Annotated in this window: 24 protein-coding genes and 1 tRNA gene; 16 read left to right on the forward strand and 9 right to left on the reverse strand. The window is 72.5% G+C overall.

Translation table 11 applies throughout. The annotated features are described in order from the left end of the window. Positions 1-54: 54 nt before the first annotated feature. Positions 55-1578 carry an MFS transporter gene (locus AB0O82_RS02325; RefSeq protein ID WP_363579746.1) on the reverse strand — a complete coding sequence of 508 codons (1524 nt, stop codon included), beginning with the start codon at positions 1576-1578 and terminating at the stop codon, positions 55-57. Positions 1579-1793: 215 nt separating this feature from the next. On the opposite strand from AB0O82_RS02325, the gene AB0O82_RS02330 reads away from it, so the two are divergent. Beyond that, positions 1794-2546, forward strand: coding sequence for a TetR/AcrR family transcriptional regulator C-terminal domain-containing protein (locus AB0O82_RS02330; RefSeq protein ID WP_363579747.1), 753 nt, complete (start codon positions 1794-1796; stop codon positions 2544-2546). A 7-nt stretch (positions 2547-2553) separates the two neighbouring features. On the opposite strand, the gene AB0O82_RS02335 is transcribed toward AB0O82_RS02330, so the two are convergent. Together AB0O82_RS02335 and AB0O82_RS02340 are read right to left on the reverse strand one after the other, a co-directional pair. After that, complete coding sequence (locus AB0O82_RS02335; RefSeq protein WP_363579748.1) at positions 2554-3327, reverse strand: isocitrate lyase/phosphoenolpyruvate mutase family protein; 774 nt, start codon at positions 3325-3327, stop codon at positions 2554-2556. Then, positions 3324-3485: a hypothetical protein gene (locus AB0O82_RS02340; protein WP_363579749.1), complete on the reverse strand. Its 162-nt coding sequence runs from the start codon at positions 3483-3485 to the stop codon at positions 3324-3326. Before AB0O82_RS02340 ends, AB0O82_RS02335 begins: the two co-directional genes overlap by 4 nt. 182 nt (positions 3486-3667) lie before the next feature. On the opposite strand from AB0O82_RS02340, the gene AB0O82_RS02345 reads away from it, so the two are divergent. After that, the gene (locus AB0O82_RS02345; RefSeq protein WP_363579750.1) at positions 3668-4354 is read left to right on the forward strand and encodes a winged helix-turn-helix domain-containing protein; all 687 of its coding nucleotides are present in this window, start codon (positions 3668-3670) and stop codon (positions 4352-4354) included. A gap of 172 nt (positions 4355-4526) precedes the next feature. Here AB0O82_RS02345 and AB0O82_RS02350 read toward each other — a convergent pair whose 3' ends face one another. Together AB0O82_RS02350 and AB0O82_RS02355 are read right to left on the reverse strand one after the other, a co-directional pair. Continuing rightward, positions 4527-5324 (reverse strand): VOC family protein, encoded by a 798-nt coding sequence (locus AB0O82_RS02350; protein ID WP_363579751.1) that lies wholly within the window; start codon positions 5322-5324, stop codon positions 4527-4529. A gap of 140 nt (positions 5325-5464) precedes the next feature. Beyond that, on the reverse strand, positions 5465-7867 hold the full coding sequence (locus AB0O82_RS02355; protein ID WP_363579752.1) for a terpene synthase family protein: 2403 nt from the start codon (positions 7865-7867) through the stop codon (positions 5465-5467). A 345-nt stretch (positions 7868-8212) separates the two neighbouring features. Between AB0O82_RS02355 and AB0O82_RS02360 the strand changes: the two genes are divergently transcribed. Further along, positions 8213-8848, forward strand: a complete 636-nt coding sequence (locus tag AB0O82_RS02360) for an HhH-GPD-type base excision DNA repair protein (protein WP_350876398.1) — start codon at positions 8213-8215, stop codon at positions 8846-8848. A gap of 133 nt (positions 8849-8981) precedes the next feature. Here the strand turns inward: AB0O82_RS02360 and AB0O82_RS02365 are convergent, their stop codons facing one another. Further along, positions 8982-10511 carry an MFS transporter gene (locus AB0O82_RS02365; RefSeq protein ID WP_363579753.1) on the reverse strand — a complete coding sequence of 510 codons (1530 nt, stop codon included), beginning with the start codon at positions 10509-10511 and terminating at the stop codon, positions 8982-8984. A 123-nt stretch (positions 10512-10634) separates the two neighbouring features. Here AB0O82_RS02365 and AB0O82_RS02370 point away from each other — a divergent pair, with 123 nt between their 5' ends. Continuing rightward, positions 10635-11600, forward strand: coding sequence for a YafY family protein (locus AB0O82_RS02370; RefSeq protein WP_363579929.1), 966 nt, complete (start codon positions 10635-10637; stop codon positions 11598-11600). A 542-nt stretch (positions 11601-12142) separates the two neighbouring features. On the opposite strand, the gene AB0O82_RS02375 is transcribed toward AB0O82_RS02370, so the two are convergent. Then, entirely contained in the window at positions 12143-12661 is a 519-nt protein-coding gene (locus AB0O82_RS02375; protein WP_363579754.1) for a YbhB/YbcL family Raf kinase inhibitor-like protein, read from the reverse strand. Between the two features lie 264 nt (positions 12662-12925). Between AB0O82_RS02375 and AB0O82_RS02380 the strand changes: the two genes are divergently transcribed. Continuing rightward, positions 12926-14092, forward strand: a complete 1167-nt coding sequence (locus tag AB0O82_RS02380) for a hypothetical protein (RefSeq protein ID WP_363579755.1) — start codon at positions 12926-12928, stop codon at positions 14090-14092. Positions 14093-14123: 31 nt separating this feature from the next. On the opposite strand, the gene AB0O82_RS02385 is transcribed toward AB0O82_RS02380, so the two are convergent. After that, on the reverse strand, positions 14124-15689 hold the full coding sequence (locus tag AB0O82_RS02385) for a helicase HerA-like domain-containing protein (protein WP_363579756.1): 1566 nt from the start codon (positions 15687-15689) through the stop codon (positions 14124-14126). Positions 15690-15891: 202 nt separating this feature from the next. On the opposite strand from AB0O82_RS02385, the gene AB0O82_RS02390 reads away from it, so the two are divergent. Then, complete coding sequence (locus AB0O82_RS02390; RefSeq protein ID WP_063348635.1) at positions 15892-16188, forward strand: type II toxin-antitoxin system VapB family antitoxin; 297 nt, start codon at positions 15892-15894, stop codon at positions 16186-16188. A 253-nt stretch (positions 16189-16441) separates the two neighbouring features. Next, positions 16442-17122, forward strand: coding sequence for a LytR C-terminal domain-containing protein (locus tag AB0O82_RS02395; RefSeq protein ID WP_363579930.1), 681 nt, complete (start codon positions 16442-16444; stop codon positions 17120-17122). A gap of 77 nt (positions 17123-17199) precedes the next feature. On the opposite strand, the gene upp is transcribed toward AB0O82_RS02395, so the two are convergent. Further along, positions 17200-17835, reverse strand: coding sequence for a uracil phosphoribosyltransferase (gene upp, locus AB0O82_RS02400; RefSeq protein ID WP_350876411.1), 636 nt, complete (start codon positions 17833-17835; stop codon positions 17200-17202). A gap of 164 nt (positions 17836-17999) precedes the next feature. Here upp and AB0O82_RS02405 point away from each other — a divergent pair, with 164 nt between their 5' ends. The 9 genes from AB0O82_RS02405 to AB0O82_RS02445 all read left to right on the forward strand — a co-directional run bounded on the left by AB0O82_RS02405 (position 18000) and on the right by AB0O82_RS02445 (position 26136). Then, positions 18000-18236, forward strand: coding sequence for a hypothetical protein (locus AB0O82_RS02405; protein ID WP_063348632.1), 237 nt, complete (start codon positions 18000-18002; stop codon positions 18234-18236). 291 nt (positions 18237-18527) lie between these two features. Next, positions 18528-19064: a tRNA adenosine deaminase-associated protein gene (locus tag AB0O82_RS02410; protein ID WP_363579757.1), complete on the forward strand. Its 537-nt coding sequence runs from the start codon at positions 18528-18530 to the stop codon at positions 19062-19064. Positions 19065-19115: 51 nt separating this feature from the next. After that, a complete protein-coding gene (gene tadA, locus AB0O82_RS02415; protein WP_363579758.1) occupies positions 19116-19643 on the forward strand; it encodes a tRNA adenosine(34) deaminase TadA in 528 nt (175 codons plus the stop codon). Between the two features lie 93 nt (positions 19644-19736). Next, positions 19737-19823 (forward strand) — tRNA-Ser (locus AB0O82_RS02420). Positions 19824-20275: 452 nt separating this feature from the next. Continuing rightward, positions 20276-20440, forward strand: coding sequence for a hypothetical protein (locus tag AB0O82_RS02425; RefSeq protein WP_167745863.1), 165 nt, complete (start codon positions 20276-20278; stop codon positions 20438-20440). Between the two features lie 92 nt (positions 20441-20532). Further along, a complete protein-coding gene (locus tag AB0O82_RS02430; protein ID WP_063348630.1) occupies positions 20533-20826 on the forward strand; it encodes a Dabb family protein in 294 nt (97 codons plus the stop codon). Between the two features lie 338 nt (positions 20827-21164). Then, positions 21165-21947 carry an RNA polymerase sigma factor SigF gene (locus AB0O82_RS02435; protein ID WP_244293642.1) on the forward strand — a complete coding sequence of 261 codons (783 nt, stop codon included), beginning with the start codon at positions 21165-21167 and terminating at the stop codon, positions 21945-21947. Between the two features lie 144 nt (positions 21948-22091). Next, the gene (locus AB0O82_RS02440) at positions 22092-22985 is read left to right on the forward strand and encodes an RNA polymerase sigma factor SigF (protein WP_363579759.1); all 894 of its coding nucleotides are present in this window, start codon (positions 22092-22094) and stop codon (positions 22983-22985) included. Positions 22986-23784: 799 nt separating this feature from the next. Continuing rightward, positions 23785-26136, forward strand: a complete 2352-nt coding sequence (locus tag AB0O82_RS02445) for a hypothetical protein (RefSeq protein ID WP_363579760.1) — start codon at positions 23785-23787, stop codon at positions 26134-26136. The last annotated feature ends 71 nt before the right edge of the window (positions 26137-26207 follow it).

A 26207-nucleotide genomic window follows, 5' to 3' on the forward strand; every position in this document is an offset into this window, starting at 1 on the left:
CGGCACGCCGACGGCCCCGGCCGCACGGGGCGGGCGGGGCCGGGGCGAGCAGGCTCAGCCCACCCGCTGGACGACCTCCGCCTCCGCCGCGTCCTCCACCGGGCCCGCCACCGGAGCGGCCTTCCGGCCGTCCCGCATCAGCACCAGGGTCAGCCCCGCGGCCGCCAGGACGGAGATCCCGCCCGCCGTGAAGGTGACGGAGGCCGCGGTGTTGAACGCGTCGCGGGCGGCGGCGGCCAGTCCGCCGTCCCCGGTGCTCGCGGCGAGGGCGAGCGCGTCGGTGATCGCGTGCTTCCCCGCCGTGGGCGCGTCGGTGGGCATCGCGCCGGTGTAGGTGCTGGACAGGACGGCGCCGAGGATGGCCACGCCCAGCGCGGAACCGGACTGCTGGATGGTGTCGTTGAGCGCGGAGCCGACGCCGGCGTGCTCGCCGGGGATCGCGCCCATCAGCGCGTTGGACGCGGCCGGCATCCCGAGGCCGGAGCCGGCGCCCAGCACCAGCATGGCCAAGGCGACCTTGACGAAGCCGTCGCCGACCGAGAGCGTGGCCAGCAGCCCGAACCCGGCCGCGATGACCAGCATGCCGACCGAGGTCAGCACCCGCGGGGCGACCTTCCTGCCGAGCGTGGCACCGACGGCGTTGAACACCAGCGAGGCGACGGCCAGCGGGATGAACGCCAGGCCGGTGTCGGTGGGCGAGAACTTCAGCACGAACTGCAGGTACTGGGTGAGGACCAGCATCAGGCCGCCGGTGGCGAAGGTCAGCAGGACGAGCGAGAAGCTGGCGCCGGTGAACACCCGGTTGCGGAACAGCCCGAGCGGGACCATCGGCGAGTCGGTCCGGACCTGGCGGACGGCGAACCCGGCCAGCGCGAGCACCCCGACGGCGAGCGTGCCGAGCGTGCCGGGGCTGGTGATGCCGTCCCGGGGCAGCACGATGATCGACCAGACCAGCGCGGTCATCCCGGCCATCGAGAGCACCATGCCGGGCAGGTCGGGCCGACGCCACGGCCCCTTGGACTCCGGCATCAGCACGACCGCCGCGATGATGGCGACCGCCGCGACCGGCACGTTGAGCAGGAAGACCGCGCCCCACCAGAAGTGCGCGATCAGCGCACCGCCGAGCACCGGCCCGCCGACCAGGCCGATCATGGCCACCGCGCTCCAGGCGGCGATCGCCTTGGGCCGTTCCTCGTCGTCGAAGACGGTGATCAGGATGGAGAGCGTGCTCGGCATGACCAGGGCTCCGCCCACGCCCATCAGCACGCGTCCGGCGATGAGTTGGCCGGGGCTGTCGGCGACGGCCGCGACCAGGGAGGCGGCGCCGAACAGCACCAGCCCGATGATCATCACCTTCCGCCGGCCGAACCGGTCGGAGAGGCTGCCCGAGGTGAGCAGCAGCCCGGCGAAGACCAGGATGTACGAGTCGATGATCCACTGGATGTCCTGAGCCCCGGCCTTGAGGTCCTCCGCGATCGGCGGGATGGACACCGTGAGCACCATGTTGTCGACCACCAGCACCAGGCTGCTGAGACAGAGCACGACCAGGATGAGCCAGCGACGCGGCTGACGGTCCACCGCGGTCCCCCTTCGAAGTGAGCGCGCCGGCCGCAGCCGGACAGAAGTCGTCGCGGGCACGCCGCACCCCGTCCCCACGGGGGCGGCGCGCTCCGCTCCGCACACTGTACGGAGACCGCACACTGTTCGCAAAGCCGAACAGTGTGCGGTGCGGCTTATGCTGAACGGAACAGCCGAGCCGAGCACAGGCGGGCGAAGACCGAGAGGAGGGCCGGATGACGGCCAGGTCGAAGGGCGTGCCCGGGACACCGTGGAGCCGCCCCGAGCGCCCCCGGCGCGAGCAGCCCGCGCTCAGCCGGACCCAGATCGTCGCGGAGGCCCTCGCCATCCTGGACGGCGACGGCATCGAGGCCCTGAGCATGCGCAAGCTCGGCGCCCGCCTCAACGCCGGCGCCACCTCGATGTACACCCACGTCGCCAACAAGGACGAACTGCTCGCCCTGGTCGTCGACGAGGTGTTCGGCAAGATCTGGATCCCCACGGTCACCGACACGGACCCGGCGGACTGGCGCACCACCCTCGCCGAGTGCGCGGCCAGCACGCGTGAGGTCGTCCTGCGCCACCCGTGGATGGTGTCGGTGATCGGCGACCTGGGGCTGGTCTACTTCGGGCCCAACTGGATGCGCCTCTCCGAGGCCCTGCTCACCTTCCTGGATGCGGCCGGCTTCACCCCGACGGAGGCCAACGACGCGATGGGGGCCCTGCTCGGCTACGTCATCGGGACGGCCAGCGTGGAGGCCGCCTGGCTGAGCGCGCTGGCCCGGCAGGGCCGGGACGAGCAGGGCTGGATGGACGAGCTCGTGCCCGCCGTCATCGAGGCCACCCGGGACTTCCCGCGCCTGCACCACCTCTACACCACCGAGGTCGGCTCAGCGACCGACGGTGGCCGCGACAGCGGCTTCACCAACGGCGTCCGACTGATCCTGGCCGGCATCGAGGCCACCCGGCAGGACCGACCCGGCAGATGACGCATCGTCACTTCCTGCTCAGCTCCTGGACCTCGGCGTAGCCCGGCACCGGACCGACCTCATCGCCCGCACCGACGGCCGCCGCCGTGGCCACCGCCGCCGCCAGCGCGGAGCGGTACAGCAGCGAGCCGAGGCTGACCCGGGCCACCCCCAGCGCGGCAAGCTCGGCGAAGCCCGGACCGGTCGGCGTCCAGAGGACGTTGAGCGGGGCGGCCAGCCGTTCGACCAGCGCCACGATGGCGGCCGGATCGGCCAGCCCCGGGACGAACACGCCGTCCGCGCCCGCCTGTTGATAGACCTCCAGGCGGCGGACCGTCTCCGGCCCGGGGTCGTGGCGCCCGGCCCAGCAGGTGTCGGTACGGGCGTTCACGAAGAGCTCCGGCACGGCCGCCTTCACCGCCGCGATCTTCGCCGCGAGGACGGCGGACGGCGCCAGGGTGCCGTCCGCCCGGCCGTCCTCCAGGTTGATGCCGACCACCCCGGCCTGCGCCAACTCGACGGCCAGGGAGGCGACTTCCTCCGGATCGTCACTGAACCCGGACTCGGCGTCCACGCTCAGCAGGAACCCGCTACGGCCCAGCCGGCGGGCCAGCCGCACGGTCTCCGCGCGGGTGACGGCCACGCCGTCGGGCAGGCCGGCGGCGGCGGCCACGCCCAGGCTGGTGGTGCCGATCGCGGCGTAGCCCTCGGCGGCGAGGGCCGCTGCCGAGGCGTGGTCCCAGGCGTTCGGCAGCAGCAGCGGCCGGCCGGGGCGGTGGTGCAGGGCGGCGAAGGGGGTCATCGGGTCACCTCCGGGGAGTGGTCGCCGACGGCGCCCGCGCAGAACGCGGACCCGACGACGTGGTGGACGAGTCGGCGCAAGCCCCAGCCGGTGCCCGGCGAGTCGTCCGGGGCCGCGGTCACCTCGCCGCAGCGGGAGAACACCGTGGGATCGCCCATACCGGCCATCCTGGCTCCGGCTCGTTTCGGCCCACGCCGAACCGTGCCGCCCCCGACCGCCCCGCGACGCGACGCCGACGGTTCGGCCCGCGCCAAACTGCGCCGCCCCCGACCGCCCCGCCCCGCCCCGCGACGCCGACGGTTCGGCCCGCGCCGAACCGTGCCGGGGCGACCATGGAGGCATGTCGCTCGCCGCCTTCGCCGCCCTGCTCGCCGACCCCACCCGCGCCGCGTTCTGCACCGCACTGCTCGACGGCCGCGCCTGGACGGCCGGCGAGCTGGCCCGGCACGCGGGCGTCGCGCCGTCCACGGCCAGCGAGCACCTGTCGCGGCTGATCGCCGGCGGGCTGCTGGCCGAGGAGCGGCAGGGGCGGCACCGGTACGTCCGGCTGGCCACCCCGGAGGTCGCCACCCTGATCGAGGACCTCACCGCCTTCGCCGGCCAGGGTGGCCGGCCCACCCCGCACGGCCTGCGCGAGGCCACCCGGCAGAGCGCCGAGGCCCGCGCCCGCACCTGCTACGACCACCTGGCCGGCCGCCTCGGCGTGGCCGTCGCGGACGCGCTGCTCGCCCGCGGCCTGCTCACCGACGACGCCGGGCTCGCCGTCACCGGGCGCGGCCGGGCCTGGCTGGCCGCGCAGGCGATCGAGCTGCCCGAGCGGGCGGGCCGCCGGGGCGGGCGGCCGGTGGTGCGCAGCTGCCTGGACTGGACGGAGCGCCGCAGCCATCTCGGCGGGGCGCTGGGCGCGGCGCTCTGCCGGACGGCGCTGGACCGGTCCTGGGTGGAGCGGATCGGCTCCGGCCGGGCCCTGCGGGTCACCCCGGACGGCGACCGCGCACTGCGCGAGCTGCTCGGCGTCGAGCTCTGAGCGATCGGCCCGCCGGGGCGGGCCTCGGCATCAGCCGGACCTCAGGACCGGACGCTCCTCGGCCCCGGACACCCCTCGGCCCCGGGCGACCTCAGCCGTCGACTTCGCCCCGTCCAGCGCGGCAGATCGCGATACCCGTCCAGCGGCTCGACGAGTTCCTCCCGCTCCCCCCTCAGGCGTCCGCAACCTCGGGCGGCTCGCCCGAGGTCCGGCCGAGGTCGATGATCCCGAAGGCCGCGCCCTGCTGGTCGCCGACAGCGGCGAACCGGCCGAACGGGCTGTCCATCGGCCCGAAGTGCACCGTGCCGCCGCGCGCCCGCAGCCGTTCGAGCGCGGCGTCGGTGTCGTCGACCGCGAAGTACACGCTCACGTACGAGGGCGCCTCGGGTGGCAGGAAGTCGCCCTCCGCCCCCATCCGGCCCAGCACGGGGCGGCCGTCGACCTGGAACATCCGGTAGTCGAAGTCCTCGGCGTCCATCCGCTTCACGCCGAACGGGAAGACCGCGGGGAAGAACGCGTCCGCCTTCGCGGGCTCGCGGGTCACCACCTCGGCCCAGCTGTACGCGCCGGGCTCGCCCTGCTTCTCGAAGCCCTGGTGGCGGTCGCCCTGCCAGACGCCGAACACGACCCCGCCCGGGTCCCTGGCGATCACCATGGTGCCGAAGTCGCCGATCCGCATCGGCCCCATGACCACCTCGCCGCCGTTGGCGCGGATCCGCCCGGCGGTGGCGGCGGCGTCCGGCGAGGCGAGGTACAGGCACCAGGCGGACTGCGCCTGCGCGCCGGGCATCGACGGCACGATCGCGGCGACCGCCTTGCCGTCCGAGTACGCCTGCGTGTAGTTGCCGTACTCCGACGAGCTCTCGCCGAAGGTCCAGCCCAGGACGTCACCGTAGAACGCCTTCGCGCCCTCCGGATCGGTGAACATCGCGTCGACCCAACAGGGCGTGCCCTCAGGTGGCGCTGCCATCTCTTCCGCCCTCTCGCCTGGCGACGTGCGCCCGCGATCCGGAGCGCACCCGGCCCCCGTCCGGCCACCCTAGCCAGTACCGGGCGCACCCGCGCGGGATCGGCCCGCACGGGTGCGCCGTGGGCTGGTCCGCCCGCCGGTCAGCCCAGGGCCGCCACCCCGGCGGCCGGGGCCGCACCGGCTCGCGGCAGGCGCAGCGAGGCCGTGCCCAGGCCGGTCGGGCCGACCGGGAAGGCGGCGGGCCCGGGCAGTTCCTTCACCGCCGCCCCCGCCTTGAGCTCCCGCTCCGCGCCGAAGTGCCGCAGCAGGTCCTCCTCGCGGTACCGGCGGCAGTCCCGGTGCCAGACCAGGATGCCCGCGAGCCAGTTCTCCAGCTCCTCCACGTACCCGTCCAGCAGCTCCCTCGCCTCCGGCTCCAGCGCGAAGTCGTCGTACAGGACGGGGAGTTCCTTCCCCGCGACGTGCTGGAACTGGTCCAGCCGGGAGTGCATCAGGTCGTCGACGATCCGGACCGCCGACGGGTAGTCGCAGTTGAAGAAGTTCTGCACCACCAGGACGGCGTTGTGCACCTCGCCCTCGTACTCGATCTCCTTCTGGTACGAGAACAGGTCGTTCATCATGCACGCGTAGTCCGCGGCCGAGTTCTCCAGCGAGCGCATCGAGCCGTGCTCGTACACCGCGGGCGGCACGACCTGGCCGTGGGCGAGCCGGCACAGGCTCATGGTGAGGTCGGAGCCGAAGGTGGCGCGGCGCATCTCCAGGTAGTCCACCGGGTCCGGGATCCGGTTCTGCACCTGGTTGTTGAGCTCCCAGATCCAGCTCGCGGTCATGTCCTCGACGGTCTGGCGGAACTTCCGCCGGGCGTCGGCCGTCATCGGGCCGGCGGTGCGCTCCCAGATGTCGGCGAGGCCGCGTTCCAGGGCGTTGGCGGGCTCGGGCGCGGGGCTGCCGTCCACCGGCATGAACAGCGGGAGCCGCTCGGTGGCGAGCTTGGCGCCGGCCAGGTCGCGGGTGCGGCCGAAGACCACCGGGTAGTAGTCGTCGGCCCAGGTGCCCCAGGCCAACCAGGCGGAGGAGACGTCGAGTTGGTCGGCGGTGGCGTCCGGGTGGATGCCGGCCGCGCAGAGCGGGAGGTCGTAGTCCCGCATGGACTCGGCGTCCCAGATGCCGGATCCGGGGATGCCGGGCTGCTCTTCCAGCAGGCCCATCCGCGCGGCCCACTCGATCACCCGGTCCCGCGCGCCGTCCAGGTGCGGGCTCAGCGTGGCCTCGAACGGCAGCTTGAACTCCGGCAGTTGGGACGGCCCGACGGCCTGGTACGGCACGTGGCCGTGCGACCGGGCCCGCCGAACGGCCGGTCCGACGCCGCCCGGGCCGCCCGAACCGGCCGGACCGGCCGCAGGTCCACCGCCGCCCATCGCCCCGCTGCGCAGGATGTCCAGCGCCGAGGTGCCCACCCCGCCGATCGCGAACGGGTCCCACCAGTTGCCGGTGCCGGGCAGCGCGCCGCCCGTCCCCGCCGCGACGCCGCCGCCCGAACCGGCCGCCGCACCACCGCCGTTCATGTACCGGCTGGAGCGCATGTGCCACTCGTGGCCGCCGGACTGCCAGTCCTGGAGGCCCTTGACGTACGCCAGCACCCGGGCGCGGCCCTCGGGAGCGAGCCCGGTCTCGGCGAACAGCACGGGCAGTTCGGTGAACACGGTGTTCTCGAACTGCTGGAGCCGCGAGGTGAGCAGGTCGTTGACCGCCTCGGCGGCTTCCTGGGTGGAGCACTCCAGGAACTTCTCCAGCACCAGGATGCCGTTGCTCAGCTCGCCCTCGTCCTCCACCTCCCGCTGGTAGGAGAAGATGTCGTTGCGCAGGTGCACGCCGTCCGAGAAGGCGTCCATCAGCACCCGCAGCGCGCGCGAGCCGGAGACCTCCTTCGGGACCTCGGCGCCGGCCGCGTACTCGACCAGTTGGGCGGACCAGGGCGCACCGCCCACCTTGCGGCGCATCTCGATGTACTCGACCGGGTTGGAGACCCGGCCGGCGTTGATGTTGGCGAGCTCCCAGAGCGACTCGTTGAGCAGGTTGCGGGTGCTCTCGGCGAAGCGGATCCGCCAGTCCTCGCCCATCACCGGCACGGTGCGCCGCCACAGGTCGGCCAGGCCCGCCTCGACCGGGTTCTCCGGCTCCGGCATCGGGGTGGCCGGGTCGGCCGGCATGAACAGCGGCAGCCGGTCGAGGTGCGCCTTGCCGGCCTCGCGGTCGTTGGTGCGCTTGAACATGTCGAGGAAGTGGTCGTCGAAGAAGAAGACCCACACGTACCAGTCGGTGACCAGCGAGAGCGCCTCGGCGGAGGCGTCGGGGTGGGTGTAGGCGCAGAGCAGACCGTAGTCGTGGGCGTCCAGGTCGGCCTGGTCCCAGATGCCGGAGCCCTCCAGCATGCCCATCTCCCGTGCCCAGACGGAGGAATGGGCCCGGGCCTCGTCCAGGTGGGGGTTGAGGCGTGCCGGGTGCGGCACGTAGAAGGACGGCAGTTCGAACGGCTGGGTCACGGCGGGCGAGCCTTTCTGGACGCGTCGATTGCACCAAGAATGACCCGCCGGCAGGTCGCCGCACCGGCGCAACAGAAACAGTCATACAAGATGACCTACCTCCCTCCAGCCCGCCCGCGCCGCCCGCCTCCTCGCCACCCGAAGCGGGCAAAAAGTATTCCGTCGGCTCTCCCGACCGCCGGAGCTGGTATCCCAGGCGGTCGCTCCGCCAACGAACAAGCCAGCTGCGCCAAGGCCCTGGAACTCCAAGACTTCCCCTGCTACGGGCGTGTTGACCGCCCCCGCCCCCGCCCCGTCCACCAGACTGGGCGCCGACCCGACGTCAACTCCGAGGAGGGCAAGCCCATGAACGTCACCGTCCGGCTCGCACAGCAGCCCGAGGCCGACGAACTGCTCGGACGGAGTGCGCTGGCCGCGCTCGTCGGCATGTTGCTCGACCAACAGGTGCCGATGGAATGGGCGTTCACCGGTCCGCTGACCATCGCCCAGCGGCTCGGACGGAACGACCTGGACGCCCGGGAGATCGCCGTGTACAACCCGGAGGAGTTCGTCGCCCTGCTGTCCGCGAAGCCCGCCGTGCACCGCTACCCGGCCGCGATGGCCAAACGGGTCCAGCAGCTCTGCCAGTTCCTGGTGGCGCAGTACGACGCCGACGCCGCCGCACTCTGGAAGGACACCCGCACCGGCAAGGAGCTGCTCAGCCGCCTCAACGCCCTGCCCGGTTTCGGCAAACAGAAGTCGCAGATCTTCCTGGCCCTGCTCGGCAAGCAGTACGGCGTGCGGCCGGAGGGCTGGCGCGAGGCGGCCGGCGTGTACGGCGAGGAGGGCGCGCACCGCTCGGTCGCCGACATCACCGGGCCCGAATCCCTCGACCTGGTCCGGGAGTTCAAGCAGGAGATGAAGCGCGCCGCGAAGGAGGCCAAGTCCGCGGCGAAGACCACGCCCCGGACGACGGCGGTGAGCACGGCCGGGGCGCGCTGAAAGCCGATCGCCCGGCCGGCCGGGAGCCGTTGCCGAGCCGCCGAGGAGTCCACCGCCGTACGGTCCACGGCCCTCCCAGGATGCGCCGAGGGCCCCGGTCGCACCGCGCGACCGGGGCCCTCACCAGTGCCCGTCAGGCCAGGACGGGCTCCCGCTCGTCCGTCGGATCCGCCGCACCCGCCGTCGCCTGCGCATCCCCCGCATCCCCCGCACCCACCGCATCCGCGTCGGCCTGCGCGACCGCCTTGCGCCGCGGCAGCGCGAACATCAGCAGGAACACCACCAGCAGCGCCCCCGCGACCCACCACATCGCGTGGACGAACGCCCCGCCGAACGCGGTGCCCATCGCCTCCGGCGCGACCACGTCGTCCATCGCCCCGAAGAAGGCCACCGACACCAGCGCGAGCCCCAGCGCGTTCCCCATCTGCTGGACGGTGTTGATCAGCCCCGACGCCGAACCGGCGTGCGCGCGCGGCACCTCCGCCAGGATCGCGTCGGTGATCGGCGCGACGATCAGGCCCATCCCCAGGCCCATCACCACCAGTGGCAGCGCCATCTGCCAGGGCGCGATCGCCGTCCCGTACCGGTCCGCCTCCCAGATGTACGTCAGCACACCCGCCGCCATCACCAGCGCGCCGGTCTGGAGCACCCGGCGCCCGAACCGGGGCACCAGCTTCTGCACGGACAGCCCGGCCGCGGCCGAGACGGCGAGCGAGAACGGGATGCCGGTGGAACCGGCCTTGAGCGGGCTCCAGCCGAGGCCCAGCTGCATGTACAGCGTCCAGACCAGGAAGAAGATCCCGCAGACCACCCCGAAGGCCAGTTGCACGCCGATACCGGCCGCGAAGCTCTTCACCCGGAACAGCGACAGCTCGACCAGCGGCGAGCCGTCCCGCCGCGTCTTGGCCTTCTCGTACGCCACGAACAGCGCGAACACCACCAGGCTGCCGGCCATCGACAGGTAGCCCCAGAGCGGCCAGCCGGCCTCCCGCCCGTGCGTCAGCGGGTAGATCAGCATCAGCAGGCCGACGCTCGCCAGCGCCACCCCGACCAGGTCCAGCTTGAGCGCCCGCTCGGCCTTCGACTCGTCGATGAAGCGGCGCCCGAGCAGCAGCCCGGCGATGCCGACCGGCAGGTTGATCAGGAAGATCGGGCGCCAGGCCAGGCCGAACAGGTCCCACTCGGTGAGCAGCGCGCCGATCAGCGGCCCGGAGACGGCGCCCAGCCCGACCACCGCTCCGAACATGCCGAACACCTTGCCGCGCTCCTCCGCCGGGAAGGTCGCGTGGATGATCGACAGCACCTGCGGCACCATCATGGCCGCCGTGCCGCCCTGGAGCACCCGCATCCCGACCAGCATCTCGGGGCCGGAGGCCAGGCCGCACAGCGCGGACGCCACGGTGAACCCGCCGATGCCGATCAGGAACAGCCGCTTGCGGCCGTAGATGTCGCCCAGCCGGCCGCCGGTGATCAGCCCGATCGCGAAGGCCAGCGCGTAACCGCCGGTGACCCACTGGATGGCGCTGAAGGAGGCGCCGGTGTCCTCCTGGATGCTGGGGATGGCGATGTTGACGATGGTGACGTCCACCAGGTCCATGAAGGAGGCGACCATCACGATCGCCAGCGCGATCCACCTCCGTCGGTCCGCGTCCGCGGTCTTCATTCGGTACTCCTCATTCGTCCTGCTCGTCCTGCTCGCGCTGCTCGCACTGCTCGTCGGCACGTCCACGAGGGTACGGGGCATATAGGTCAGATCCTGTCCCAGTTGTCCGGCATCCTGGACGGCATGACGGACACCCCCGCACGGCTGCTGAACCTGCTGTCCCTGCTGCAGACCCCGCGCGAGTGGCCCGGCAGCGAACTCGCCGAACGGCTCGGCGTCAGCCCCCGGACGATCCGGCGCGACATCGACCGGCTGCGCGACCTCGGCTACCCGGTGCAGGCCACCATGGGCGCGGTCGGCGGCTACCGGCTGGTCGCGGGGACGGCGATGCCGCCGCTGCTGCTGGACGACGAGGAGGCCGTCGCCATCGCGGTCGGACTGCGGGCGGCCGCCGGGCACGCGGTGGTCGGCATCGAGGAGGCCTCGGTCCGCGCCCTCGGCAAGCTGCTCCAGGTGCTGCCGGGCCGCCTGCGGCACCGGGTGGGCGCGCTCAACACCGCCACCGTGCCGCTGCTCACCGGCGACGGCCCGACCGTCGACCCGGACGACCTCACCGTGCTCGCCGGCGCCGTCACCAACCGGGAACGGCTGCGCTTCGCCTACCGGGCCGGCGACGGCGCCGAGACCAGGCGCAACGTCGAACCCGAGCGGCTGGTCTCGGCCGGCCGCCGCTGGTACCTGGTCGGCTACGACCTGGACCGGGACGACTGGCGGCTCTTCCGCGTCGACCGGCTCAGCGAACCCCGCGCCACCGGCGCCCACTTCACCCCGCGCCCGCTCCCGGCCGAGGACGCCGCCGCGTACGTGGCGGGCAAGCTGCGCCGCCAGTCACCGGCCCGCGCCGTGATCGCCACCGTGCACGCCCCGGCCGCGAACGTCCGACGGCACTTCGACCGGGGGGACTCCGAGATCGAGCCGATCGACGAGCACCGCTGTCGGCTGCGCTCCCGCACGGACTCCTTGGAGTGGACGGCGGTGCGGCTGCTGACGCTGGACTGCGAGTTCGACGTGCACGAGCCCCCGGAGCTGATCACCCACCTGCGCACCCTGGCCGCCCGCGCCGACCGGGCCACCCGCGTAGACGGTTAGGCCTCGATCCGGTACCAGACAGTCCCCCGCGCGGAACCACAGCGCGCCGTCCCGGCCGTGCGCCCGCACCCGGTCGAGCGCGCCGGGCACGCTCAGCTGCCGGCGCCGGGTCTGCTTCCACTCCTCGCCGATCAGCTGGTACCAGGTCAACTCGCCGCTGCTGGACAAGAAGACGCCCTGACCGCCGTGGACCGCGAAGCCGACCGGCAGCCGGACCAGGCACGGCAGGGTGGTCGACCGCCGGTCGACCGCGTCGATCCAGCAGCACCCGGCCGCCCGGCAGCAGCCCTAGGTGGTCGGGCGAGCAGGAGACGCCGGACAGCGGCACCCGCCACTCCCCCTGCGGCGCGGCCACGACCACCTCGCCGTCGAACGGCAGCCGGACCGGCGGCCAGGATCCGGCCGGCGCCAGGTGCTGCTCCGGCACCACCAGGAGGGCCGGTTCCCCGGCCGGCCCGACCGTCCAGGCCACGGCCCTGCGACCGGCCGACCGGGCCTCCTCGGGCAGCCGCCGGACCTCGACCGGATCGTGGCCCCCGTGCTCAGACCCCGTACTCGGCGGTGAGCAGCGCCCGCCCCAGCGTGTGGAAGGTCAGGTGGAAGCCGATCTGGGCCGCCGGGGTGTCGGCGGAGACGTCCAGCTTCTCGACGTCCAGGGCGTGCACCGCGAACACGTACCGGTGCGGGGCGCCGGGCGGCGGGGCGGCGCCGTCGTACTGGTGGCCGGGGAAGTCGTTGCGGCCGTGGAAGGAGGCCGCGCCGGGCAGGTCGTCGTCCGAGGAGCCGGCGCCGCGCGGCAGTTCGACCGTGTCGGCGGGCAGGTTGAGGGCGAGCCAGTGCCACCAGCCGGAGCCGGTGGGCGCGTCCGGGTCGTAGCAGGTGACGGCGATGCTCCGGGTGCCCTCGGGCAGGCCCGACCAGGCCAGCTGCGGCGACCGGTTGCCTCCGGCGTGGCTGAACTCCCCGGCCAGTGTGCCGCCGTCGGTGATGTCCTGGCTGGTCAGCGGGAAGGACGGCACCTGCGGCAGGAAGTCGTACGGCAGCGGCGGACGAACGCTCATGGGGTGGTCACCTCTCAACGGGCCGTGAACGGCCTCGGGCTGAAGGACGCTGAAGGACGCTGAAGGACACGGTCCGACGGGCACGCACTGTCGGACACGGCCTGACGGACACGGCTCACTGTAGTGGGGGCCCGTCCGGTCCGGCCGCCCCGATCCGGCCGCCCCTCGTTCGGGCCCGGTCCGCTCGAATTGCCAGGTATAGACCAATCAGGCGCCTGCGGCTAGCGTGGACAGCGCACCCGCCCCCAGCTCCGGAGCCGCACCGTGGAGTCGTCCGTCCTCGCCTTCGCCACCGACCTGCTCGACGAGGGCGCCGACACCTTCTTCGGCAACCTCACCGACCGCGCCGGGGTCGGCGGCGTCACCCTCGCCTCGGTCTACCACGAGGCCCGGGACGTCTTCCCGCACAACCCCCGCCGGGTGATCCGCTACCTGGAGCCGGGCGCGGCCTACTTCCGCCCCGATCCGGCCCGCTGGCAGGGCCGTCGGCTGGCGCCCGTGCCCTCCACCGCGATCGGCGACCGCGACCCCTTCGCCGAGGCCGCCGCCGAGACCCGCCGCCGGGGGCTGAAGCTGCACGCCTGGACGGTGTTCTGCCACAACGACCGGCTCGGCTTCACCCACCCGGACTGCGCCCCGGCCAACGCCTTCGGCGACCGCCACCTCACCGAGCTCTGCCCGGCCCACCCGGAGGTCCGGGAGTACGCACGGACCCTGGTCACCGAGCTGGCCCGGTACGGCGTGGACGCGATCCGGGCCGAGTCCCTGCACTTCCACGGTCTGCGCCACGGCTACCACCACGAGCGCTACTTCGAGGAGCTGGGCGCGGGCGCCGAGGCGCTGCTCGGCATCTGCTTCTGCCCGCACTGCCGCGCCGCCGCCACCCGCGCGGGCGTCCCGGCGGAGGAGGTCGCGGAGGCCGTCCGCACCGAGCTGCGCCGCCGGCTGGCCGACGAGGCGGCCGCCGCCGAACCCGCGGACCTGAGCGCGCTCGCGGACGGCGCCCTGGCCGCCTACCTGGACGCCGCCACCACCACCGTCACCACGCTGGCCGCCGAACTGACCGAGGAGGCCCGGCGCCACGGCATGCGGCTGAGCTTCATGGACGGCGCCGGCCCGGGCAAGGGCTGGCTGTCCGGCATCGACCTGCCCGCGCTCGCCAAGGCGACCGACCAGATCGAGACGCTCGGCTACGCGAAGACCCCGGAGGCCGTCCGGGAGAAGATCGCCGCGTTCGCCCTGCACGGCGTCCGCCCCCAGGACATGGCGGTGATCCTGCGGCCGATGGCCTCGGACTGCGACGGTCCGGCGAACCTCGCCGCCAAGATCGCCACCCTGCGCGAACTGGGCGTCCCCGAGGTGGAGTTCTACAACTACGGCCTGATGCGGCTGTCCTCGCTCGACCGGATCGGCGCCGCCCTGGCCGGCTAGGCGCCCACCCCCACCGTGCGGGGCCCGGCCGCTACCGCCGCCGCTTGGACGTCCCGAACAGGCTGCGCGAGATCTCCTGCCCGAGCTGCTTCCCGGCCGAACGCGCCAGGGACTTCACCGTCGGGTTGCTGAGCAGCGAATCGAGCAGCCCGCCCGCCCCCTTCGGCTCCTCCCGCCGCGGGGCGGGCTCCCGCTCCTTCGGCGCCCTGGCCGGTGCGGCGGCCTCCGGCCTGGGCGCCCGCGCCGCCCGCGCCGCCAGCTTCTCGTACGCCGACTCCCGGTCGATCGCGTCCCGGTAGCGCGCCGTCAGCGGCGAGGCGTCGACGACGGCCCGCAGCGCGCCCGCCTCGATCGGCCCCATCAGGGACTGCGGCGCCCGCAGCCGGGTGGCCGCGACCGGCGTCGGCGCGCCCTTCTCGGAGAGCACGGTCACCACGGCCTCGCCGGTGCCGAGCGAGGTGAGCACCGCGCCGAGGTCGTAGGAGGAGCGCGGGAAGGTCGAGACGGTGGCCTTGAGCGCCTTGGCGTCGTCCGGGGTGAAGGCGCGCAGCGCGTGCTGCACCCGGTTGCCCAGCTGCGCGAGCACGTCGGAGGGGACGTCGCGCGGGGATTGGGTGACGAAGAAGATGCCCACGGCCTTCGAGCGGATCAGCCGGACGGTCTGGGTGATGGCCTCCAGGAAGGCCTTGGAGGCGCCCTTGAACAGCAGGTGCGCCTCGTCGAAGAAGAACACCAGCTTGGGCTTGTCCAGGTCGCCGATCTCGGGCAGTTCCTGGTAGAGGTCGGCGAGCAGCCACATCAGGAAGGTGGAGAACAGCCGCGGCCGGTCCTGGACGGCGGGCAGTTCCAGCACCGAGACGACGCCCCGGCCGTCCGGGGCGGTCCGCAGCAGTTCGGCGGTGTCGAACTCGGGCTCGCCGAAGAACGCCCCGGCGCCCTCGTTCTCCAGCACGGTGAGCGCGCGCAGGATCACCCCGGCGGTGGCCGACGAGAGGCCGCCGATGGTCCTCAGCTCCTCCTTGCCCTCGGGCGAGGCGAGGAAGGCGATGACGGCGGTGAGGTCCTTGAGGTCGTACAGCTCCAGGCCCTTGGTGTCGGCGTAGTGGAACACCAGGCTGAGCGAGGACTCCTGGGTCTCGTTCAGGTCGAGCACCTTGGCGAGCAGCAGCGGCCCGAAGCTGGTGACGGTGGCGCGGATCGGGATCCCGGCGCCCTGGCCGCCGAGCGAGTAGAACTCGACCGGGCAGCCCTGCGGGGTCCACTGCTGCCCGACCTCGGCCGCGCGGGCGGCGGTGCGCTCGCTCGGCGCGCCGGGCGCGGCGACGCCGGAGACGTCCCCCTTGACGTCGGCGAGGAACACCGGCACGCCCTGGGCGGAGAGCTGTTCGGCGATCAGCTGGAGGGTCTTGGTCTTGCCGGTGCCGGTGGCGCCGGCGACCAGCCCGTGCCGGTTGAGCACCCCGAGCGGGATGCACACCTGGGCGTCCGGGTAGGCGGTGCCGTCCAGCAGCACCGCGCCGAGGTCGAGGGCGGGCCCGGTGAAGGCGTACCCGTCGGCGATCTCCCGGACGGCCGGCGGGGTGGGGGCGGAGGACATCGGGGCACTCTCCTGGGCGGTGCGGGGAGGCGGGGCGGGCCCGGAACCCGGTCCCGGGCGGGCCGTGTCCCGATCGGAACCGGGCGATGTTCGCGACATTTCCCATCAAACAGCCGCAATCGCCCTCCCGCAGCTCACACCCGAGCGCGTGGCGGCGTCGCGGCGGCTGCGCCATCCGCCGCCCAAACGGTAGGCTTTCCGTGTGATCTTCAAGCGCATCGGCAATGGGCGGCCGTACCCGGATCACGGCCGGACGAGCACCCGCCAGTGGGCTGACGTCGCCCCACGCCCGGTGCGGCTCGACCAGCTGGTGACCACCAAGGGGCAACTCGACCTCGAAACCCTGCTCGCCGAGGACTCGACCTTCTACGGGGACCTCTTCGCGCACGTGGTGAAGTGGCGCGGCGACCTGTACCTGGAGGACGGACTGCACCGGGCGGTGCGGGCCGCGCTGCAGCAGCGCCAGGTGCTGCACGCCCGGGTCCTCGAAATGGAATGACGGACCCTCTGCACGGGCTCCTGGACCGCCCCCTCGCCATCCGGCGGAGGGCGGTCCGCGCGTACCCGGGTACCTCCTTTCGGGTACCGGCGTACTCCAGATGATGATCATTTAGTACCTTCGCAGCCTGACGGCACTACGCTGCTGACTACGGCCGCGACCAGGGGATCCGCCCGCACCACGGGATCCACCCGCACCAGCCGATCCGTCATCCCGACCCCGCCCTGGCACGAGGGGGAGACAAACCGTGAGCATGTTGACTCCCCAAGGCCTCAAGGGGAAGCAGTACCGCGTCACCGGCAACGCCTATCCACGACTCGGCCGGCCCCCGAGGAAGAGCCGCAAGGTGATCTCCGGGCTCGCGAGCCTGCTCGCCCTGGCCCTGATCGGCCTCGGCGGCGTCCAGCTCTACGACATCTTCAGCGGGAAGAACAAGAACTCCTCCGCCCAGGCCTGCGTGACCCCGTCGGGCAAGCCGCTGGCCGCCCCCTCCCCGGGCGCCACGCCAGGTGCTCCCACCGCCTCCGGCGCCCCCGCTGCCCCGGGCGACCCGCACGCGATCCCGCAGCCGGCCGGCGTCACGGTGAACGTCTACAACGCCACCACCAAGGGCGGCCTGGCCGGCCGGACCGCCGAGGAGCTCAAGAAGCGCGGCTTCACCATCGGCAAGGTCGGCAACGCCCCGGCCGAACTGGACAAGAAGGTGCCCGGCACCGCCCAGGTGATCGCCGGCCCGGCCGGCGCCGGCGCCGCCACCCTGCTCGGCTCGCAGATCGCCGGCGCCACCACCACCGCCGACGCCCGCACCGACGGCACCGTGGACTTCGTGGTCGGCGACAGCTACAACGCCCTGCTGGACGAGACCCAGGCGGCAGCCGCCCTCGCCCTCGCGACCAAGCCGTCCCCCACCCCGACCGCCACCGGCAGCTGCTGAGGCCGGTCGTCCCGCGCGACAACAGGAGAGCCCCCCGGCACCGCGCCGGGGGGCTCTCGTCCGTTCGGGGGATTCGCTCAGCCGGCGGTGCCGTACAGGCGGTCGCCCGCGTCGCCGAGGCCGGGCACGATGTAGCCGTTCTCGTTGAGCCGCTCGTCCAGGGCGGCGGTGACGACGGTGACCGGCAGGCCGGCCAGCTCGCGCTTCATCACCTCGACGCCCTCGGGGGCGGCCAGCAGCACCACGGCGGTGACGTCGGTGGCGCCGCGCTCGATCAGCATCTTGATCGCCGCGACGAGGGTGCCGCCGGTGGCCAGCATCGGGTCGAGCACGTAGACCTGGCGGCCGGAGAGGTCGTCCGGCATCCGGGTGGCGTAGGTGGAGGCCTCCAGGGTCTCCTCGTTGCGCACCATGCCGAGGAAGCCGACCTCGGCGGTCGGCAGCAGTCGGGTCATCCCGTCCAGCATGCCGAGACCGGCGCGCAGGATCGGCACGACCAGGGGGCGGGGGTAGCTGAGGCGGGTGCCGAGCGTGACCGCCACGGGGGTGGTGATCTCCACCTCGTCGGTGCGGACGTCCCGGGTGGCCTCGTAGGCGAGGAGGGTCACCAGCTCGTCGGTCAGGCGACGGAAGGTCGGCGAGTCGGTGCGCTCGTCGCGCAGGGTGGAGAGCTTGTGGGCCACCAGGGGGTGGTCGACGACGTGGAGACGCATGTATCGAGGTTAGCCCGGGTCTGCACGCCTGTACGACTCGCCGCGTGCCGACCGCCCCGTCGCCGGGGTGCACCCGGCCGTGCCGCGCCGTGGCGCCCCGCGAATGTCCGGACGGAAGCGCCTCCTGTGGTATCAACCGGGCTGATCTGGGAATGTCACGTCTTATGACGAGCAACCCGAACGCCGGGGACGGCTCGGCGGACGAGCCCGCAGGCCGGTCGGGCAATCGCCCCGGCCCGCCACAGGACCCCCCGGAGACCGAGGCGGACCGCCGCAGGCGGCGGGCCGTCTTCCTGCGCGAGCTCACCGAGGCCCGCGAACTCCGGGAGCGGGTCCAGCCCCGGCGGACCAAGGAACGGCGGATGCGCGAAGCCATGCGGATGCGAACCTTCCGGATCTGACGAGCATCCGAAGCGGTTCCGGCGCGGCTCCCCCCGCGGCTCCGCCGACCGGCCGGTCCGGATCCGACGGGCCCCGGGCGGTGGCGCCGGCGCCACACCGGCCGCCGGCCGGACCTTCCGACACGACCTGCAAAGACGCGCTGCCGAACACCCCCCGCAAGGGCGGGCTTTCTGTCACGATTCCGATGGGACGGTCCGAACGAGCGGACCGCCTCTGGCGCGGGGGCGGCCAGATTTTCGCGTTGCCCGAGCGCGCCGACAGCCGAGACCGAGATCTTGGGAGTGTCCCTGGTGGCGTACTTCGCTGCAGTGCTTGCTCGCACCGAGGACGGGTGGGATGTGAGCGAGACGGAGCTCGACGACGTCGAAACCCTCGCCGACCTGACCGAACTGGCCCGCGACTCCACGCAGGACGACGACAGCGTCCTGATCTTCATCGAACAGGAGGACGCCTGGTTCGCCATCGTCCGGGTGGACGGCGAGGAGGACCCGCGGATCTTCGTGTCCGACGGCGCCGCCGCCGCCCGCAGCTCCTACGGCTCCGTCCTCACCGACGAGCTGGTCGACCAGGCCGGTGAGAGCGAGTTCGGCGACCTGGACCACCTGGTCGTCGAGCTGGAGGAGGACGAGGAGACGCAGGAGCAGGACGAGGACGCCCGCAGCGGCGTCCCGGTCGGCCCGCTCGGCGACGCCCACCTGCTCACCGAGTTCGGCCTGGCCGCCGAGGAGCTGCTCGCCCTCAGCGGCGAGGGCGCCGTCCCGGGCGACGCCCTGGAGGAGATCGCCGAGGCCCTCGGCTGCGGCGAGGTCCTGGAGGCGGTCCGGTAGCGGGCGGTGACCAGGCCGGTGCCCACCGCCGGATACCCGACACTGGATGCCATGCAGTCCGCATCCGCCCCGCAGGCCGTCCCCCGCATCGCCCCGCTGCCCGCCCCCGACCGCCCCGACCCGGTCCGTGACCGCTGGGCGGCGCCGATGCGCCTCGCCATCGCCGAGGCCGCCCTGGCGCCGGCCACCGGCGACGTCCCGGTCGGGGCGCTCGTCCTGGGCCCGGGCGGCGAGGTGGTCGGGCGCGGCCACAACGAGCGCGAGGCGGTCGGCGACCCGACCGCGCACGCCGAGGTGGTCGCGATCCGGCAGGCGGCCGAACGGATCGGGGAGTGGCGGCTCAGCGGCTGCACCCTGGTCGTCACCCTGGAGCCCTGCACGATGTGCGCCGGCGCCATCGTGCTGTCCCGGATCGACCGGGTGGTCTACGGCGCCCTCGACGAGAAGGCCGGCGCGGCCGGCTCGCTCTTCGACGTGATGCGCGACCGCCGGCTCAACCACCGCCCCGAGGTGGTCTGGGGCGTCCTCGCCGACGAGTGCGGCGAGCAGCTGCGCGAGTTCTTCGAGTCCCACCGCTGACGTCCGGCGCCGACTTCCGCCGCCGGCTCCCCCGTCGGCCGCCCGGCCATACGGATTTCGTGACCGCGCCACCCGTCCGGTAGAGTTCCCCTCGGTAGCGTGTCCGAGCGGCCAAAGGAGCACGCCTCGAAAGCGTGTGTGGGGGCAACTCCACCGTGGGTTCGAATCCCACCGCTACCGCTGTAGAGCCCGAGGGCCCGTCCGATCCGGACGGGCCCTCGGCGTTTCCGCGCACCCTCGAACGCGAAAAGGGCTCCGTACTCCGGGCTGATGACCACCAACGCCCGGAGAGTACGGAGCCTGGAAAGGGGGAGCGGCTCGGGGGGACGACCGCTCCCCCGGCGGAGTCCCACAACCGGCGCCGCGTCGGGGGGAAGCCGCGGCGCCCGGTCCCACAGCGGGGAACTCCGGATCCACGCACCGGGGATTCCTGCCAGATCCTCGGCACGTCTCCCATCCTGCCGCCCGGGACGTTTCCGGGCATCCGGAGAAAGGCCCCACTCACGGGGACCTTCGTCCCGCCGGGCGAACGCGTCGCACACTTGATAGCCCGTCCGATGGATAAGCTGCTTCCGCAGGGCCGCTCGGGGACCCGGATGGCGGCGGCCCACAGCAGGAGAGGACGACACCCGATGGCGCAGGCGAAGAAGATCGGCATGGCCCTCCTGCTCATCTTCGTCCTCTACTCGATCATCAGCTCGCCGGCCCGCTCCGCCCAGCTCGTCCAACTGGGCTTCGAGGGCATCTCGAACGCGGCCAAGGCGGTCGGCACCTTCATGACCGGGCTGATCAAGTGAGCCGTCCGGTCGCGTAGGGCCCGTCGTCCCGCCCCGGCGCACCGGCTACGGTGTGCGGGACCCTCTGTCCCCGTCCGCGAGGAGCGGCAATCGTGATCCGGCATCTGGTCCTGTTCAAGCTCAACGAAGGCGTCCGCAAGGACGACGAGCGCGCGCTCGCCGGCGCCAAGGCGTTCGCCGAGCTGGGTTCGCTGATCCCCGAGCTGCGCGAGTGGGAGTGCGGCTGGAACACCACCGAGCGGGACATCGCCCACGACTACGCGATCAACAGCCTGGTCGAGGACCGCGACGCCCTGCACGCGTACCTGACCCACCCGGCCCATCAGGCCGCGGCCGGTCAGTGGCGCGAATTCGCCACCTGGGTGATCGCCGACATCGAGGTCTGATACCCGAGGCACCCGGGTCCGTCCCTCGGACGGCCCGCCGCGCCCCGTCCGGCCACCGGACGGGGCGCCTTGCTCCGCCCCGGAACGATCCGTGCGGCGCCTGGGCGGGAAGCCCGGTGAAGCCCCGACCCCGCACCAACACACCTCCGCCGGGTGCTTGCCCGACCTGCGCCCGCCTTGTGATGCTATGACCGGTTTTGCCGGACATGGCGAGGTGGTGAAGCAGCCGCGACACCCGATCCGCAGGGCCCTTCGTTATCGACTGAGGGAGGGGTGACGTGTCCGACGAGGTACTGGCGTCGATCATCAGCCCGGCCGGCGAGCTCCGCCCGGACGGTCTGCGCGGCCCCGGCGGCCGCCCCGCGGTGGACGTCCGGACGCTGACCCGGGTGCTGTTCGAACGGCTCGCGGAGCTGCCCCCGGGCACCCCCGAGCGGGAGCGGGTCCGGGCCGCCCTGATCGAGGTGAACATCCCCCTGGTCCGCTACGCGGCCACCCGCTTCCGCAGCCGCAGCGAGCCGATGGAGGACGTCGTCCAGGTCGGCACCATCGGCCTGATCAACGCGATCGACCGCTTCGACCCCACCCGCGGCGTCCAGTTCCCCACCTACGCACTGCCGACCATCCTCGGCGAGATCAAGCGCTACTTCCGGGACAACGTCCGCACCATGCACGTCCCGCGCCGGCTCCAGGAGCTGTGGGTCCAGGTCAGCGGCGCGATGGAGGAGCTGACGGTGCTGCACGGCCGGGCCCCCAAGGTGCCGGAGATCGCCGCCAGCCTGCGGATCCCCGAGGAGGACGTCCGGGCCTGCCTGGACGCCGGGCGGGCCTACAACGCGGCCTCGCTGGAAGCGGCGCAGGAGCACGAGGGCGGGCTCGCCCTGCTGGACCGGCTCGGCTACGAGGACTCCGCGCTGGCCGAGGTCGAGCACCGGGACATGGTCCGCCACCTGCTGGTCCAGCTGCCCGAGCGGGAGCGGCGGATCGTGATGCTGCGGTTCTTCGCCAACCTGACCCAGTCGCAGATCAGCACCGAGCTGGGGATGTCCCAGATGCACGTCTCGCGGCTGCTCTCCCGCATCCTGACGAGGCTTCGGACCGGCAACTCCTGGGAAGACTGAGATTGCAGCGCGTTACCCTCGCGTGACATCTTGCGACGTTCGGGTTTGCCGTGGACCGTGTTCCGGTATGGAGGGGGAGGGCCCCCGCCGGGAACCTCCGTGCGACGGCCCCCGTTCAACTGTCAGTCACAAGGGGGTGGGCGCATGTCCGGAGAGCTGGGCACTGCGGAGATCCACGCTGGTCAGGCCAACGGTACGGCTGTCGCCGAGGACCGGATCCCGCTCCAGCGGGTCCCGGCCGCCGCGCCGCCCGGGCCCGAGGCGCCGCCCGGCTCCGGGCTGGACACCCGGACGCTGTCGCGCTCGCTGTTCCTGCGGCTGGCCGCCCTGGAACCGGGCAGCGCGGAGCACACGTACGTCCGCGACACCCTGATCGAGCTCAACCTGCCGCTGGTCCGGTACGCCTCGGCGCGCTTCCGCAGCCGCAACGAGCCGATGGAGGACATCGTCCAGGTCGGCACCATCGGCCTGATCAAGGCGATCGACCGGTTCGACCCCGAGCGCGGGGTGGAGTTCCCCACCTTCGCGATGCCCACCGTGGTGGGCGAGATCAAGCGCTTCTTCCGGGACACCAGCTGGTCGGTCCGGGTGCCCCGGCGGCTCCAGGAGCTGCGGCTGGCGCTCACCAAGGTCGGTGACGACCTGTCCCAGCGGCTGGACCGCTCCCCCACCGTCGCCGAGCTGGCCACCTGCCTCGGGGTCAGCGAGGAGGACGTGGTCGAGGGCCTCGCGGTGGGCAACGCGTACACCGCCAGCTCGCTCGACTCCAGCCCCAGCGAGGAGGACGGCGACGGACCGCTGGCCGAGCGGCTCGGCTACGAGGACCTCGCGCTGGAAGGCGTCGAGTACCGGGAGTCGCTGAAGCCGCTGCTGGCCAAGCTGCCGCCGCGCGAGCGCCGGATCATCATGCTGCGGTTCTTCGGCAACCTCACCCAGTCGCAGATCGGCGAGGAGATCGGCATCTCCCAGATGCACGTCTCCCGGCTGCTCACCAGGACGCTGACCCAGCTCCGTGAGGGCCTGATCAGCGAGGGCTGACAAGCCCAGGGAAGCCCTCCGTCGCCGTCCTGGCAGGCTGCGCGTCAGCCTGCCAGGACGGCGTCGTCCATCGCCCGGGCCGGCCACTGCGGTGGCGCGTTCGACGGGCGCGCTCGACGGTGCGCAGGTAGTCGGCGAGGACGGTTCCGCGGTCGGCGCCGACGGCGTGCGCGCAGCGGGCCGAACTCGTCGGTAATGACATGGTTCAGGCCATCACTGCACAGGGCCGCGGCGCCCGCCCGTCGACCGTCCAATAGCCGTCGGGATCACGGTCGTTGAGCGCACCGCGCAGTCCGGGACTGCGCCCGACCAGCGCCGTTCGACCGGTTCCGGCACCGCTTTCCGCCCGGCCCCGATTGCACCGGACTCGGTCCGCCGATCGGCCGCACGAGCACCTCCATTGCATATTCGGACTGTCACATGGCACAGCGGTGCCCGATATTGCATGAACCTGCCCAAGGCGTCGGCAAGATGTGCAAGAGTGTCATGCGCGACGACGACAGTGTAGGTGTCCGGTGGTCCGCCCAAGCCGCACGGGCGGTAACCAGGTGTAGCTCTCAGCTTCCGCTTTTTCATTCTCAATTCATTATTTGCATGGCCGGTCCGGTTCCGGTCACAATCGGCGCCTTCATGGCTTCGCCATGAACGTTGGTAACAGGTTCGCTGCACTCTCGCCCAATTGGTCCCTCGCAGAGGCCCCCCTCGACCAGGATGGGCGCCGGGCAGCCTGCTGCCCGCGAACAGCTACAGGGCAGGCGAGCGCTGAGCAGCGAGGCGCCTACCCAAGGGGAGGATCACCATGGGTCGAGCGACCCGAAGAGTTGCCGCGTGCGCGGCGGCAGTTCTGCTGGCCAGCGGCCTGCAGACCACCCTGGCCCACGGCGACACGCCGCCCAGGATCGACCTCACCATCCTGGTCATCGACGACGGAGGCCCGTCGGTCGCGGCGATCACCGCCGAACTCAAGAACCAGGGCACCCCGTACAAGGTCGTCAACCTCAACGACACCAACCGTCCCATCATCAACTCCGCTTTCCTCAGCGACACGGTGAACGGCCAGCCCCGCGGGAAGTACCAGGGCATCGTCCTTCCCAACGAAAACCCCTTCCCCAACAGTGCGGCCGAGATGACGGCCATCGCGGGCTACGAAGCCGCATTCGGAATCCGGCAGATCGACGCGTACACGTTCGCCAGTCCTGCGGTGGGGCTGAACTACGCGGTGAATCCCGGTTACTACGGCACGCTGGACGGATTCCAGGGCGCCACCACCACGGCCGGCACTTCGGGCCCGTTCGGGTACCTGAAGGGCAGCGTTCCGTTCGAGGACAACGACCCGACCGTCAGCGAGAGTTACGGTTACCTGGCCACGCCACTGGCCAACCTGCCGGCCGGCGCCTCGTTCGTCCCGCTGGTCGACGCCGCGATCCCGAGCACCACCTCGCGCGGTTCGCTGGTCGGCGAGTACACCCACGACGGCCGCAAGGAACTGGTCGTCACGTTCGTCTACAACCAGTACCAGCAGCAGTACCGCCTGCTGGCCCGCGGCATGGTCGACTGGATCACCCAGGGCGTCCACCTCGGCTACGACCGCAACTACTTCGCGGCCCACGTGGACGACGTCTTCCTGGCCGACGACCGCTGGGACACCGTGCTCAAGTGCACCCCCGGCGACGTCACCTGCCCGCCCGGCACCCCGGACACGGCCAGCCCGATCCGGATGACGCCGGACGACGCCCAGCACCTCAAGCAGTGGCAGACCGCCAACAACTTCACCCTGGACATGGTGTTCAACGGTGGCGGCAGCGAGGACTGGAAGGCCGACCACCAGACCACGGTGGACCCCACGGCCAACCAGATGATCGCCGACCAGAACAGCTACCGCTGGGTCAACCACACCTACACCCACCCGTACCTGGGCTGCGTCCAGGACGTCACCGTGGTGCCGTGGCGCTGCACCAAGGACTCCTCGGGCAAGACCGTCTGGACCGACCAGAACACCATCTCGGGCCAGATCAAGGACAACTTCGACTGGGCCGCCAAGAACGGCCTGAAGGTCGACCCGCAGGCCCTGGTCACCGGCGAGCACTCCGGTCTGCTGACCGCCCCGCAGGAGACCAGCGACAACCCGAACCTGGCGCCGGCGCTGGCCGCCAACGGCATCAAGTTCACCGGCAGCGACGCCTCCCGCGAGCCCGCCCAGCGGACCGTCGGCTCGTCCACGCTGACCGTGCCGCGCTACCCGATGAACGTCTTCTACAACGCCGGCACGGCGAAGGAGGAGGCCGACGAGTACAACTGGATCTACACCAGCAAGGCCAACGGCGGCAGCGGCGTCTGTGAGAACAACGCCAACTCCACCTGCCTGACGCAGCCGCTGGACGCCAACACCGGATTCCAGTCGTACATCGTGCCGCTGGAGGCCCGGATCGACCTCGGGCACGTGCTGAGCAACGACCCGCGGCCACACTTCATCCACCAGTCGAACCTGTCCGAGGACCGGATCCTCTACCCGGTGCTGGAGAAGATCCTCGGCACCTACCGGTCGCTGCACGCCGACAACACCCCGATCGTGAACCTCGGCGAGCGCGAGATCGGCCTGGAGTTCCAGCGCCGCGCCGCCTGGAACTCGGCCATCTCGGCCGGCCAGGTCACCGGCTACCGGGTCGGCAACACCATCACGGTCAACGCTCCGGCCGGTGTTCAGGTCCAGGCCACCATGCCGACCGGAACTTCTCAGAAGCTGGTCATCGGATCGACCGCCTTCGGTTCGTCCTACGCCGGTACGCTCTCCGGTTGGGTGTCCCCGGGCACCCTGCAGAGCAGCGTCTCCCTGCAGCTCCCCTCGGCCGGCACCCCGGCCGCCCCGGCCGCCGTCGCCCCCGGCGTCGCGGCCAAGTCCGTCCCGGCCCCGGCCCCGGCGGACAAGAAGGTCGTCCCGCAGGGCGTCGCCACTCCCGTCCCGGTGGGCCCGAGCGACACCGGTCGTACCAGCGCCCCGACCCTGGTCCCCGGTAGCGGAACCCCGGTGCCCGGCAAGGGCGTCGCCACCGACGGCAGCGGCGGCACCGCCGCTGCCGCCAAGAGCGGTAAGGCCACCGGGGGGGCGGCCTCGCTCGGCACCAGTACCACCGGACGCTCCGGCAACCGGTAGCCCGCAGCACCCGATGGCGGGGCCGGGCCGGTCGCCCGGTCCGGCCCTGCCTCGGGTCCCGTTCCGGCCAC

The organism is Kitasatospora sp. NPDC088264 (assembly GCF_040685715.1).
Lineage (GTDB): Bacteria > Actinomycetota > Actinomycetes > Streptomycetales > Streptomycetaceae > Kitasatospora.

Bases quoted from the DNA above. Each gene is read 5' to 3' on its own strand.
- AB0O82_RS02330 (WP_363579747.1), top strand. From the start codon at position 1,794: ATGACGGCCAGGTCGAAGGGCGTGCCCGGGACACCGTGGAGCCGCCCC.
- AB0O82_RS02335 (WP_363579748.1), bottom strand. From the start codon at position 3,327: ATGACCCCCTTCGCCGCCCTGCACCACCGCCCCGGCCGGCCGCTGCTG.
- AB0O82_RS02340 (WP_363579749.1), bottom strand. From the start codon at position 3,485: ATGGGCGATCCCACGGTGTTCTCCCGCTGCGGCGAGGTGACCGCGGCC.
- AB0O82_RS02345 (WP_363579750.1), top strand. From the start codon at position 3,668: ATGTCGCTCGCCGCCTTCGCCGCCCTGCTCGCCGACCCCACCCGCGCC.
- AB0O82_RS02350 (WP_363579751.1), bottom strand. From the start codon at position 5,324: ATGGCAGCGCCACCTGAGGGCACGCCCTGTTGGGTCGACGCGATGTTC.
- AB0O82_RS02360 (WP_350876398.1), top strand. From the start codon at position 8,213: ATGAACGTCACCGTCCGGCTCGCACAGCAGCCCGAGGCCGACGAACTG.
- AB0O82_RS02365 (WP_363579753.1), bottom strand. From the start codon at position 10,511: ATGAAGACCGCGGACGCGGACCGACGGAGGTGGATCGCGCTGGCGATC.
- AB0O82_RS02370 (WP_363579929.1), top strand. From the start codon at position 10,635: ATGACGGACACCCCCGCACGGCTGCTGAACCTGCTGTCCCTGCTGCAG.
- AB0O82_RS02375 (WP_363579754.1), bottom strand. From the start codon at position 12,661: ATGAGCGTTCGTCCGCCGCTGCCGTACGACTTCCTGCCGCAGGTGCCG.
- AB0O82_RS02385 (WP_363579756.1), bottom strand. From the start codon at position 15,689: ATGTCCTCCGCCCCCACCCCGCCGGCCGTCCGGGAGATCGCCGACGGG.
- AB0O82_RS02395 (WP_363579930.1), top strand. From the start codon at position 16,442: ATGTTGACTCCCCAAGGCCTCAAGGGGAAGCAGTACCGCGTCACCGGC.
- upp (WP_350876411.1), bottom strand. From the start codon at position 17,835: ATGCGTCTCCACGTCGTCGACCACCCCCTGGTGGCCCACAAGCTCTCC.
- AB0O82_RS02405 (WP_063348632.1), top strand. From the start codon at position 18,000: ATGACGAGCAACCCGAACGCCGGGGACGGCTCGGCGGACGAGCCCGCA.
- tadA (WP_363579758.1), top strand. From the start codon at position 19,116: ATGCAGTCCGCATCCGCCCCGCAGGCCGTCCCCCGCATCGCCCCGCTG.
- AB0O82_RS02425 (WP_167745863.1), top strand. From the start codon at position 20,276: ATGGCGCAGGCGAAGAAGATCGGCATGGCCCTCCTGCTCATCTTCGTC.
- AB0O82_RS02440 (WP_363579759.1), top strand. From the start codon at position 22,092: ATGTCCGGAGAGCTGGGCACTGCGGAGATCCACGCTGGTCAGGCCAAC.
- AB0O82_RS02445 (WP_363579760.1), top strand. From the start codon at position 23,785: ATGGGTCGAGCGACCCGAAGAGTTGCCGCGTGCGCGGCGGCAGTTCTG.